Raw genomic sequence first — 12279 nt, 5'->3', positions numbered from 1 at the left:
AATTCGAAGATCAACTCGCCCGGCAAGCAGCTTAGTTCTGTGCCACCTCTGTGGTCCAGCCGCAGGGGTTCACTCCACGCAGCGCGAAGCGCGGAGCGAGTTACGCCGCGCGCTCATCCGGCGAGCACCGCAGGTTCCGCGAGCGTTCAGCGAGCGGCGCAGGCTGTGGGCGAGGCGGGCCGGGCGGGCCGGGGCCGGCGGAGCCTCCAGCGCCCACGAACCGACCTCCAAAGACACCCGCCGACGAATCAGCCGCGCCACGGGCCTCGGCGGGGAATTGACGACAGGCTCATGGCGCGACCACGGCACGCCCTCACCGCGAGCCTACTGGCGGACAAACCGCAACGCCCCGAGGCTCAGGACCCGATACCTTCCAGCGCCTCGGACAGTTCCAGCCAGCGCTCCTCCATGGCCTCGATCTCGTCGCCGAGTTGCTTGAGGCGTTTGCCGGCTTCCGCGATCTCCGCTGGTGGCAGCGGGCTGGCGAGGCGCGCTTCCAGTGCGCTCTTCTCGGCGTTGGCCTGGGCCATGCGCTGGTCGAGACTTGCCAATTCCTTGCGCAGCGGACGACTCTGCTCGGCTAGGCGCTGGCGCTCGCGGGCGTCGTTCTGACGCTGCGTACGGCCGTCCACGGCGGGTGCCGCCGATGTCGACACGGTGGCAGGAGAAGCGGTCGCGACGGGTGCTGTGGCGGATGCCATCGGCACCGCAGCCTTGGCAGGAGCAGGCGCTGCGGCGGCCGCGGACGCGGCCACCTCCGCCGCATTCGCCTGCTTGGCTTCTTCGCGCAATCGCTTCGATTCGTCCAGCAGATAGCGCTGGTAGTCGTCCAGGTCGCCGTCGAAGTCGCGCACCTCGCCACGGCCCACCAGCCAGAACTCATCGCACACGGTGCGCAGCAGGGCGCGGTCGTGGCTCACCAGCATCAGCGTGCCTTCGAACTCGTTCAGCGCCATGGCCAGGGCCTCGCGTGTCGCCAGATCCAGGTGGTTGGTCGGCTCGTCCAGCAGCAGCAGGTTGGGGCGCTGCCACACCATCATGGCCAGCACCAGGCGCGCCTTCTCGCCACCGCTCATGGTGCCGACCGGCTGCTTGACCATGTCGCCGCTGAAGTTGAAGCTGCCCAGAAAGCCGCGCAGGTCCTGCTCGGTGCGGGCGGCCGGCGCGGCGGAGCCCAGCTCGCGCGCCAGGCGCACCATGTGCTCCAGCGGGTTGCTGGTCTTATGCAGCACGTCCAGCTCCTGCTGGGCGAAGTAGCCGATCGCCAGGCCCTTGCCTTCGGTCACGGTGCCGGAGACCAGCGGCAGGTCGTGCGCCACCGTCTTCACGAAGGTGGACTTGCCCTGCCCGTTGGCGCCCAGGATGCCGATGCGCTGGCCGGCCAGCACGCCGCGGCTCACGCCCGACAGGATGGTGGTGGCGCTGCCGTCTTCCTGCATGTAGCCGAAGCTCGCATCCGTGATGCTGAGCATCGGATTGGGCAGGTTGGCCGGCTCCTTGAAGCTGAACGTGAACTCGGCCTCGGCCAGCAGCGGCGCCACGCGTTCCATGCGGGCCAGGGCCTTGACCCGGCTCTGCGCCTGCTTGGCCTTGCTGGCCTTGGCCTTGAAGCGGTCGATGAACTTCTGCAGGTGGGCGATCTTTTCCTGCTGGCGTTCGTGGGCGATCTGCTGCTGCTCCATGCGCAACGCGCGCATGTCCTCGAACTTGCTGTAGTTGCCGCCGTAGCGCGTCAGCTTGGCCTGCTCGATGTGCACGGTGACGTTGGTCACGGCGTCCAGGAACTCGCGGTCGTGGCTGATGACGAGCATGGTGCCGTCGTACTTCTGCAGCCAGGCTTCGAGCCAGACCAGGGCATCCAGGTCCAGGTGGTTGGTGGGCTCGTCCAGCAGCAACAGATCGCTGGGGCACATCAGCGCGCGAGCCAGTTGCAGGCGCATGCGCCAGCCGCCGGAGAAGCTGTTGACCGGCCGGTCCAGCTCGTGCAGCTTGAAGCCCAGGCCCATGATGAGGGCCTGCGCCCGCGGCACGGCGTCGTGCTCGCCGGCATCGGCGATGTCGCTGTAGGCCTGGCCCAGGGCCATGCCGGCATCGGCATCGTCGGGGTTGGCGGCGTGCAGGGCCTCGGCGGTGGCCAGGGCCGCGCGGGCCTCGGCCAGGCGGGTGTCGCCGGCCACCACGAAGTCGGTGGCCGAGTCTTCCGTCTCGGGCATGTGCTGGGCCACCTGGGCCATGCGCCATTGCTTCGGGATGCTGAAGTCGCCGCCGTCCTCGTGCAGGGTGCCATTGAGGAGGGCGAACAGGGTGGACTTGCCGGCACCGTTGCGGCCGACCAGACCGACCTTCTCGCCGGGGTTGAGGGTGACGCTCGCGCTGTCGAGCAGCACCTTGGTGCCGCGGCGCAGGACGACGTTGTTCAGGATGATCATGAGTGGGCGACGAGGGCGTCGCGGGTCAGCAGCAGCACCTGGTCGTCGCCGGCGCTGGTCGAGAGCCAGACGGCCTCGAGGTGGGGAAAGGCGGCCTCGAAGAAAGGCCGCTCGTTGCCGATCTCCAGCACCAGCACGGCGTGTTCGCTCATGCGGGTGGGGGCATCGGCGAGCAGGCGGCGCACGAAGTCCATGCCGTCGGCGCCGCCGGCCAGCGCCAGTTCGGGCTCGGCGCGGTATTCCTGCGGCAGCGCGGCCATGCTGGCGGCGTTGACGTAGGGCGGGTTGCACAGGATCAGGTCGTACACGCCATCGACACCTGCCAGCCCGTCGGACTGCAGCAGACGCACGCGGGCATCGAGCTGATGACGCGCGACGTTGATGGCCGCCACTTCCAGCGCCTCGGGCGAGATGTCGGCGGCATCGACCTGCACCTCCGGCCAGGCCAGGGCGGCCAGCACGGCCAGGCTGCCGTTGCCCGTGCACAGGTCCAGCACGCGCTGCGTGTGCTCGCCCAGCCAGTTGTCGATGCTGGCATCGGCCAGCAGTTCGGCGATGAAGCTGCGCGGCACGATCGCGCGCTCGTCCACGTAGAAGTCCACGCCCTGCAGCCAAGCCTCCTTGGTGAGGTAGGCGGCGGGCTTGCGGGTGGCGATGCGCTCGTCGACCAGCGCACGCACCTGCGCCGCGGCGCCGGGCGCGACGGTGCGCTCGGCGTTCTCGTCCAACTGGTCCAGCTGCAGGCGCAGGCGCCACAGCACCAGCCAGGCGGCTTCGTCGAAGGCGTTGGTGGTGCCGTGGCCGAAGGCGACGCCGGCCTGGGCGAGGCGCTGCTCGGCTTCGTGCACCAGGGCCATCACCGTCAGGGCGGCGTCTTCAGACATGGGCGACGGCCTCCAGCCGCTCGATGGTGCGGCGGTACATGTTCTTGAGCGTCTCGATGGCCGCGACCTCGATGTGCTCGTCGATCTTGTGGATGCTGGCGTTGACCGGGCCCAGCTCCACCACCTGCGCGCAGACCTTGGCGATGAAGCGGGCGTCGCTGGTCCCGCCGCTGGTGGAGAGCTCGGTCTCGATGCCCGCCTCGTCGCGGATGGCCGCCTGCACGGCCTCGACCAGCGCGCCCGGCGTGGTCAGGAAGGGCAGGCCGCCGATGGTCCACTTCAGGTCGTATTCGACGCCGTGCGCATCCAGCACCGACTGCACGCGCTGCTGCAGCGCCTCGGCCGTGACCTCGGTGGAGAAGCGGAAGTTGAAGTCGATGACCGCATGGCCCGGGATCACGTTGCTCGCACCCGTGCCCGCATGGATGTTGCTGATCTGCCAGCTGGTCGGCTGGAAGTAGGGGTTGGGCTTTGGGTCCCAGCCGCCGGCGGCATTGATGGCCACCAGCTCGGCCAGTGCAGGCGCGAAGGCATGCACCGGGTTCTTCGCCAGGTGCGGATAGGCGATGTGGCCCTGCACGCCATGCACCGTCAGCTTGCCGCTCATGGTGCCGCGGCGGCCGTTCTTGATCATGTCGCCGCAGCGGCTGACCGAGGTGGGCTCGCCGACGATGCAGTAGTCCAGCCGCTCGCCCCGCGCCGCCAGCTGATTGCAGACCACCACCGTGCCATCGACGCCGGGGCCTTCCTCGTCGCTGGTCAGCAGCAGGGCCAGGCGAAGCGTGGGGTCGGGATGGGCGGCCAGGAATTCCTCGATGGCGACGACGAAGGCCGCCAGCGAACTCTTCATGTCGCAGGCCCCGCGGCCGTAGAGCTTGCCGTCGCGATGCGTCGGGGTGAAGGGCGGGCTGGTCCACTGCTCCAGCGGCCCGGTGGGTACCACGTCGGTGTGGCCGGCGAAGACCAGCGTCGGCGCCGTCGGCGCGCCGCGCACCGCCCACAGGTTGGTCACGCGGAAGTCGTCGGGCCCGCTCGCGATGGTCTCGAGCGTGAAGCCCAATGGGGCCAGGCGTTCGCCCAGGATCTGCTGGCACTGCGCGTCCTCGGGCGTGACGGAAGGGCAGGCGATCAGTTCTTCGGCGAGTTGCAGGGTTCGGGTCATGGCAATGGCGGAAAGAAAGGGACGCCATGAGCTTTGGTGTCCCCGAAAAAATGGTTAGGGCACAGGCCCTTGGCGCGAGCGATCCGGCGCGCGGACGAAAGCGCCAGAAGCCGCAATTTATCGAGTCATCAGAAGGCCGCGGAGCAGGCCACCCCAGAGCACCCGAGGAACTGGCTTCGCCAGGCCTCTGGGTGCGCCCCCCTCCAAGCCGAAGGCGCCAGAGAGGGGGGAGCCGCGAAGCGGCATGGGGGGTGAACGCTCATCACCCCGGATGCACATCCAACGTGATGTCCGTGAACGTCGGCGCCTCGGTCTGCTGCATCAGCGGGGGCTCGGCCTTGCCGGGCTCGCGCGGACGGTTTTCGTTCTGCAGCCGCCACATCAGGTTCGCGGGCGAGTCGGCGTGCACCAGGGCCTCGTCGCGGCTGACCTTGCCCTCCAGCACCAGCCGGGCGATCGCTTCCTCGAAGGTCTGCGAGCCCTCGGCCATGGAGTGTTCCATGGCGTCCTTGATGCCGTCGAAGTCGCCGCGCTCGATCAGGTCGCGCACCAGCGCCGTGTTGAGCATCACCTCCACCGCCGGCACGCGCGCACCCTGCGGCGTGCGCAGCAGGCGCTGGGCGATCACGGCGCGCAGGCCGCTGGCCATGTCGTTGAGCAGCGTCGAGCGCACTTCCAGCGGGTAGAAGCTCTGGATGCGGTTGAGCGCGCGGTAAGCGTTGTTGGCATGCAGCGTGGCCAGCACCAGGTGGCCCGACTGCGCATAGGCCAGCGCGGCGCTCATGGTCTCGCGGTCGCGGATCTCGCCGATCAGGATCACGTCGGGCGCCTGGCGCAGCGCGTTCTTCAGGGCGGTCTCCAGCGTGGCCGTGTCGTGGCCCACTTCGCGCTGGTTGACCACCGACTTCTTGTTCTGGAAGGCGAACTCGATCGGCTCCTCGATGGTGAGAATGTGGCCGGGCGTGCTCTCGTTGCGCAGGTCCAGCATCGAGGCCAGCGTGGTCGACTTGCCCGAACCCGTGGCGCCGACCATCAGGATCAGCCCGCGGCGCTCCATGACCAGCGTCTTGAGCACCGGCGGCAACGCCAGCGTGTCGAAGGGCGGCACGGTCACGGGGATGAAGCGCACCACCACGGCGCAGCTGCCGCGCTGGCGCATCGCGCTCACCCGGAAGCTGCCCACGTCGCGCAGCGGCACGGCGGTGTTGAGCTCGCCGGTGCGCTCGAACTCGGCCATGCGTTTCTCGTCGATGATCTCCCGCAGCAGCTCCAGCGGCGCCGACACGGGCAGGATCTGGCCGTTGATCGGCATGCACTGGCCGTTGATGCGGATCAGCGCGGCAGCCTTCGGCGACAGGTAAACGTCGGAGGCCTGGCGTTCGGCCATCAGTCGAAGAATGCGCTCCATCGTTCCCATGGCGGCTCCAGAGTAATACGGCGTGTGGTGGTGGGGCTTGCAAGAAAAAGGCCGCCCGCAGGCGGCCGCTGCCCGGCAGGTCAGTCGCGCAACAGGTCGTTCAGGCTGGTCTTGGAGCGGGTCTGCGCATCCACCGTCTTGACGATGATGGCGGCGTAGGTGCTGTAGTCCTGGCCCGACTTGGTCTTCTTGGGCAGGTTGCCGCTGATGACCACGCTGCCCGAGGGCACGCGGCCATAGCTGATCTCGCCTGTGTCGCGGTTGAAGATCGGCGTGCTCTGGCCGATGTACACGCCCATGCCCAGCACCGAGTTCTCTTCGACGATCACGCCTTCGACCACTTCGGAGCGGGCGCCGATGAAGCAGTTGTCCTCGATGATGGTCGGGTTGGCCTGCAGGGGCTCCAGCACGCCGCCCAGGCCCACGCCGCCCGAAAGGTGCACGTTCTTGCCCACCTGGGCGCAACTGCCCACGGTGGCCCAGGTGTCGACCATGGTGCCTTCGTCCACGTAGGCGCCGATGTTGACGTAGCTGGGCATCAGGATCGCGCCCTTGGCGATGTAGCTGCCACGGCGGGCGACGGCGGGCGGCACGATGCGCACGCCGGCCTGCTTCAGCTCATCGGCCGACAGGTGCGAGAACTTGGTCTGCACCTTGTCGTAGAAGCCCAGGCTGCCGGCCTGGATCTGCTCGTTGTCCTTCAGGCGGAAGGACAGCAGCACGGCCTTCTTGACCCACTGATGCACCGTCCATTGGCCCACGCCTTCGCGGGTGGCCACGCGCAGGCTGCCGTTGTTGAGCTGGACGATCACATGCTCGACCGCGTCGGCCACTTCCTTGGGGGCCTGGCTGGGGGAGAGGGCGGCGCGGTCTTCCCACGCGGCGTCGATGATCTGTTGCAGTTGCTGGGTCATTGGATTCGGACTCGAAGGGAGAGGCGAGAAGAAGTGGGGCGCGGCTCAGGCCGAAGGTGCCTGGGTGGCGAATTCGGCGATGCGGCGCGCGGCTTCGGTGCATTCGGCGGTGTCGGCCACCAGGGCCATCCGCACGCGGCCGCGGCCGGGATTGCTGCCTTGCGCCTCGCGCGCCAGGTAGCTGCCGGGCAGCACCGTCACATTGTATTGAGCGTACAGGGCGCGGGCGAAGGCCGCGTCGTCGCCGTTCCAGGCTGCGGGCACGCCGGCCCACAGGTAGAAGCTGGCGTCGGGCAGGCGCACATCCAGCACCGACTCCAGGATCGGCGTGACGGTGGCGAACTTGCGGCGGTACTGCTCGCGGTTGTCCACCACATGGGTCTCGTCGCCCCAGGCCGCGATGCTGGCGGCGGCCACGAGGCCGCTCATGGCGCTGCCGTGGTAGGTGCGGTAGAGCAGGAAGCGCTTGATGATCTCGGCGTCGCCGGCGACGAAGCCGCTGCGCAGGCCGGGCACGTTGCTGCGCTTGGAAAGCGACGTGAGCGCGATCAGCCGGCGGAAATCGCGGCCCAGCTTGGCCGCGGCCTCCAGTCCGCCCAGGGGCGGTTCGTCGCGGAAGTAGATCTCGCTGTAGCACTCGTCCGAGGCGATGACGAAGCCGTGCTCATCCGAGAGCGCGAAGAGCTTGCGCCATTCCTCCAGCGGCATCACGGCGCCGGTCGGATTGCCGGGCGAGCAGACGTACACCAGCTGGGTCCGCTGCCACACCTCGGCCGGCACGCTGTCCCAGTCCACCGCGAAGTTGCGGGCCGGGTCGCTGGGTGCGTACCAGACGTCGGCGCCGGCCAGCAGGGCCGAGCCCTCGTAGATCTGATAGAAGGGATTGGGCGAGACGACGATGGGCCGCGGGGTGCGGCTGCTGTCGACCACCGTCTGCGCCAGCGCGAACAGCGCCTCGCGCGAGCCGTTGACCGGCAGCACCTGCGTGGCCGGATCGAGCGCCAGGCCGTAGCGCGTTTGCAGCCAATTGGTGAAGGCGGTGCGCAGCTTCAGGTCGCCGGCCGTGGCCGGATAGCCGGAGAGGGAGTCGAGGCCCTCGATCAGGGCCTGCTTGATGAAGGGCGGGGTGGGATGCTTGGGTTCGCCGATGCCCAGGCTGATGGGCGAGAAGGCGGTGCTGGGCGTGACGCCAGCAAAGAGCTGCCGCAGCCGTTCGAAGGGATAGGGCTGCAGCCTGTCGAGCAGGGGATTCATGGGCGCGGATTATCGGGGGAGGCCGACATCCAGCGCGCCTGGCCGTGTCAGGCCAGGCAGGCGCCGTCGGCCAGCAGCTGGCGCCGCAGGGCCTGCACGTCGATGGCGCGCAGGTCGGCCCCACCGTCCGCGCGCACCGCCAACGCCGCCGCCGTGCCCGCCGCCTGGCCCATCGCCATGCAGATCGTCATCACCCGCACCGCGGCCAGCGCCTCATGGGTGGCCGAGATGCCGCGGCCGGCCACCAGGGCGTTGTCCATCCCGCGCGGGATCAGGCTGCGCAGCGGGATGCGGTAGGCATGCTCCTCGCCCAGCGAGCGGTAGGTCAGCCCACCACCCGTGGCGGGGTGGATGTCGATGGGGTACGCGCCCGCGGCAATGGCGTCGGCGAAGGGTTCGGGCCGCAGCAGCTCCTCGGCGGTGAGCACATGGCCGCCGGCCACGCGCCGGGTCTCGCGGATGCCGACCTGCGTGCCGAAATTCAGCAGCCGGCCCCGCTCGCAGCCCGGCAGTGCGCGCTGCAGGAAGGCCGCGGCGCGCCAGGCCTGGCGGCGGCCTTCGATCTCGGCCCGGCCCAGGGCCATGGGGTCGGTGGCGTCGATGCCGAGGCGGCTGATGTTGAACCAGCCGTCGTCGGAGAAGGGATCGCGAGCCAGATGCAGCGCTGCCCGGGCCAGCTCGCCCTGCTCGAAGCCGCGGCGCGCGATGGCCTCCTTCTCTTCGCTGCTCAAGGCGTCGAGCCGCGCGAAGTCGATCGGGCCGAAGCGGAACATCATGGTCGCGGGCTGCAGGGCCTCGCCGTCGCCCAGTTCGAGGAAGGTGGCGCCGGCGTGCTTCATGGCGTCCATGTCGCCCGAGGTGTCGATCAGCACCTGTGGTCGAATGGTGCGTGGGCCGCCCTTGGTCAGCACACGCGCCGAGGCGATGCGTCGACCCTCGCGCTGCACATCCAGCAGCGTGGCATGCAGCAGCGGCTGCACGCCGGCCTCGCGCACCAGGTCGTCCAGCACCAGCTTGAGCAGCTCGGGCGCGTATTCGACCCGGTCCATCCGGTGGCCGGTGGACATGACGAAGCTGTGGTGCTCGCCCGCGCCGCCGTAGTCGCGCAGGCGCTCCACCACCTCCTGCGCCAGGCCGGCCACCACGCGGCGGCCGGCAGCCGTCTGCCAGCTGTTGAATTGGGCGACGGCCCCGGCCGTGGCGTTGCCGCCGAGGAAGCCGTAGCGCTCCATCAGCACGGTGCGGGCACCCTGGCGTGCGGCGGCCACTGCGGCCACCGTGCCGGCCACGCCGCCGCCGCAGACCAGCACGTCGGCCTCGATGGCCGGCAGGGCGTCGGCGGGCTTCGTCGTCGTCAGCGTCATCGACTCAGCCTGCCTTGATTCCACGCGATTTCACGATGTCGGCATAGCGGCGCGTCTCGGCCTGCAGGAAGCGGGCGGTGGCCTGGCGGTCCATCACCACCGGCTCCACATTGAGCATGGCGAACTTGGATTTGACCGTCTCCGAGGCCAGCACCTTGGCCAGCGCGGCTTCGAGCCGTGCCAGCCCGGCCGGCGCCATGCTGCCGTGCGGCGCCAGCAGGGCGGCCCAGCCGCGCACCTCCAGTGCCGGATAGCCCAGCGACTTGACCGTCGGCACACCCGGCAGGTCGGCCACCGGCTGCGACGACGACACTGCGAGCGCCCGCAGCTTGCCCGCCTTGATGTGCGGCGCCACGCTCGGCAGGTTGAGGAAGCCGAAGCCCAGCAGCCCGCTGATCAGGTCGGGCATGAGCGCACTTTCGCCCTTGTAGGCCACCGGCACGATCTCCGCGCCCACCTGGCCCGCGAAGATCTCCGAGGCGATGTGCGCCAGCGTGCCCGTGCCGCTGTTGCCGGCACTCAACTGCCCCGGCTTGGCCTTGGCCTGTGCCACCAGCTCCTGCATCGAGCGGATGGGCGAGCTGGCCGGCACCACCAGCACCAGCGGCTGGTCGGAGACCATGCCCACCGCGTCGAAGTCGGCGATGGGGTCGTAGCCGATCTGCGGGTTGAGCGCGGGGTTGATGACCATGCTGTTGCTGGCCATCAGCAGCGTGTGACCGTCGCGCGCCTGGGCGGCTGCCATCACGCCAATGGCGCTGCCGGCGCCGGGCTTGTTCTCGACGATCACGGCCTGGCCGAGCAGTGGCGACAACAGGTCGCCCAGCACGCGGGCCGAACTGTCCGCACCGCCGCCGGGCGCGAAGGGCACGATGATCCGCACGGTCTTGGTGGGCCAATCGGCCTGGGCGTGGGTGGTGAAGGGCAGGGCGCCCGCGCCAGAGGCGGCGAGCCAGCCGAGCGCAGCCCGGCGGGTGAATCGAATGGTCATGAACTGCGTGTCTCCGTCTTTCGCTACGGCCGGGATCATGGCCGCTTGCGCGCTTGTCGTGAAATACCAAGACGCGCGATCTGCATAACATGTCGTTATGCAAGAGCAGCCCATTCGCCGCCCATGAATCTGCGCCAGATCGAAGTCTTCCGCGCCGTGATGCTGGCCGGCTCCATCACCGATGCCGCGCGGCTGCTGCACGTGTCGCAGCCGGGCATCAGCCGCATGCTGTCGCACATCGAACTGCAGCTGGGCCTCAAGCTCTTCGAGCGTGGCCGCGGCCGGCTGAGGCCGACGCCCGAGGCGCAGGCGCTGTACGAGGAGGTCGAGTCTGTCTACCGCGGCGTGCGCGGCATCGAGACGCGCGCCCAGGCCCTGCGCGACGGCACCGGCCTGCGCCTGCGCGTGCTGTGCAGCCCCAGCGCCGGGCTGGAACTGGTGCCGGGGGCCTTGCATGCGCTGTCGCAGCGCTTTCCGTCGGCGCAGCTCTACATGGAGACACTGCGTGCCCGGGAAATGGTTGGCCAGCTGGTGCACCACGAGGCCGACATCGCCATCTGCACGCTGCCGGTCACGCATCCGCTGCTCACGGCGCAGACGCTGGGGCACTGGACGATGGGCTGCGTCTTTCCGGCCGATCACGCCTTTGCTCAGCGCCGCACCGTGCGCATGGCCGACCTGCTGCGCGAACCGCTCATCGCCTTCAGCGAGGACACGCCGCAAGGGCAGCTGATGCGCCGGGCGGTGGAGAAGGCGGGACAGTCGCCGGCCTCACGCATCGAGGTGCGCTCGGGCCAGGCGGCCTGTGCGCTGGTGGCCAGCGGGGCTGGCGTTGCGCTCGTGGATGATCTGACGGCGCGGGCGTGGCAGAACGAGCTGCTGGGGTGGCGTCCGATTGCGGCGGCGCCGACGCAGCCGGTGCTGGCGGTGCGGCACGGGGCGATGCCGGCGTCGAGCTTGGGGGACGCGTTGGTGGGGTTGGTGAGGGAGCAACTCAGAGAAAAGCGGTGAGCCCGTGCGGCGAGCCGGGCCGTGTTCTCGATTGGCCTTGGGCACCCATCCGGCTTGGATGGGCCGTGCGCGATCGGCGCCTCTCATTTCGCAAGAGCCTCCCTGCCTGAATGTCGCCCTACACGGTTGCACGCTGTTGACGGCGACAGGCCTACCACGGTCTTTCAGCCGCGCGTGGCGGTGATGCAAACTCGCGCGCATGAGCAACTTCTTCGAGAGTCCCTTCAAAGGCAGGCTGCTGAGCGAGCAGGTCACGAACCCCAACATTGCAGTCGGGCGCTTCAGCTACTACTCGGGCTATTACCACGGGCACAGCTTTGACGACTGCGCGCGCTATCTCCTGCCGGACCGGGACGATGTGGACAAGCTCATCATCGGCAGCTTCTGTTCCATCGGCTCAGGGGCCTCCTTCATCATGGCAGGGAACCAAGGGCACCGGGCGGACTGGGCGTCCTCATACCCGTTCTTCTACATGCAGCATGAGCCTGCCTTTGCGTCCGCACGAGATGCTTTCATTCCGGCCGGCAATACGGTGATCGGCAACGACGTGTGGATCGGTGCCGAAGCGATGATCCTTCCAGGGGTTTCCGTCGGGCATGGCGCTGTCATCGGCAGCAGGGCGGTTGTCACCCGGGACGTGGCGCCCTACGCCATCGTGGCGGGGAACCCCGCCAAGGAGATTCGCAGGCGCTTCCCAGCGGAACAGGTTGAGATGTTGCTTGAAATGCAGTGGTGGGATTGGCCTCTGCCCGCCATCGAAGCCGCCATGCCCCTGCTTTGCTCAGGAGACATCCAAGGACTTCATGAACATTGGCGGTCAGGGGTGTGACTCCCGAATCGGCATCTCATGGCT

Annotated in this window: 10 protein-coding genes; 2 read left to right on the top strand and 8 right to left on the bottom strand. The window is 69.0% G+C overall.

Annotation, left to right across the window (positions count from 1 at the left end; genetic code table 11):
• Positions 1-356: 356 nt before the first annotated feature.
• The 8 genes from ACT54X_RS19750 to ACT54X_RS19715 all read right to left on the bottom strand — a co-directional run bounded on the left by ACT54X_RS19750 (position 357) and on the right by ACT54X_RS19715 (position 10415).
• The gene (locus ACT54X_RS19750) at positions 357-2429 is read right to left on the bottom strand and encodes an ABC-F family ATP-binding cassette domain-containing protein (RefSeq protein WP_476348034.1); all 2073 of its coding nucleotides are present in this window, start codon (positions 2427-2429) and stop codon (positions 357-359) included.
• On the bottom strand, positions 2426-3313 hold the full coding sequence (gene prmB / locus ACT54X_RS19745; RefSeq protein WP_476348032.1) for a 50S ribosomal protein L3 N(5)-glutamine methyltransferase: 888 nt from the start codon (positions 3311-3313) through the stop codon (positions 2426-2428). Before prmB ends, ACT54X_RS19750 begins: the two co-directional genes overlap by 4 nt.
• Positions 3306-4475: a succinyl-diaminopimelate desuccinylase gene (gene dapE / locus ACT54X_RS19740; protein WP_354322423.1), complete on the bottom strand. Its 1170-nt coding sequence runs from the start codon at positions 4473-4475 to the stop codon at positions 3306-3308. The genes prmB and dapE overlap by 8 nt, the downstream gene beginning before the upstream one ends.
• Positions 4476-4737: 262 nt before the next feature.
• Positions 4738-5892, bottom strand: coding sequence for a PilT/PilU family type 4a pilus ATPase (locus ACT54X_RS19735; RefSeq protein WP_294365913.1), 1155 nt, complete (start codon positions 5890-5892; stop codon positions 4738-4740).
• Between the two features lie 80 nt (positions 5893-5972).
• The gene (gene dapD / locus ACT54X_RS19730) at positions 5973-6806 is read right to left on the bottom strand and encodes a 2,3,4,5-tetrahydropyridine-2,6-dicarboxylate N-succinyltransferase (protein WP_017760573.1); all 834 of its coding nucleotides are present in this window, start codon (positions 6804-6806) and stop codon (positions 5973-5975) included.
• 45 nt (positions 6807-6851) lie between these two features.
• On the bottom strand, positions 6852-8060 hold the full coding sequence (gene dapC / locus ACT54X_RS19725) for a succinyldiaminopimelate transaminase (protein WP_476348029.1): 1209 nt from the start codon (positions 8058-8060) through the stop codon (positions 6852-6854).
• Positions 8061-8107: 47 nt separating this feature from the next.
• Positions 8108-9424: an FAD-dependent oxidoreductase gene (locus ACT54X_RS19720; RefSeq protein WP_476348027.1), complete on the bottom strand. Its 1317-nt coding sequence runs from the start codon at positions 9422-9424 to the stop codon at positions 8108-8110.
• 4 nt (positions 9425-9428) lie between these two features.
• On the bottom strand, positions 9429-10415 hold the full coding sequence (locus tag ACT54X_RS19715) for a Bug family tripartite tricarboxylate transporter substrate binding protein (RefSeq protein WP_476348025.1): 987 nt from the start codon (positions 10413-10415) through the stop codon (positions 9429-9431).
• A 123-nt stretch (positions 10416-10538) separates the two neighbouring features.
• Between ACT54X_RS19715 and ACT54X_RS19710 the strand changes: the two genes are divergently transcribed.
• Positions 10539-11426, top strand: coding sequence for a LysR family transcriptional regulator (locus tag ACT54X_RS19710; RefSeq protein WP_476348023.1), 888 nt, complete (start codon positions 10539-10541; stop codon positions 11424-11426).
• A 199-nt stretch (positions 11427-11625) separates the two neighbouring features.
• Positions 11626-12255: a type B chloramphenicol O-acetyltransferase gene (gene catB, locus ACT54X_RS19705; RefSeq protein ID WP_476348021.1), complete on the top strand. Its 630-nt coding sequence runs from the start codon at positions 11626-11628 to the stop codon at positions 12253-12255.
• Positions 12256-12279 lie beyond the last annotated feature (24 nt).

The organism is Pseudacidovorax sp. DMC4, assembly GCF_056314265.1.
Note: the sequence above shows the minus strand (reverse complement) of the source record. Positions and strands in the feature narration are given on the sequence as shown.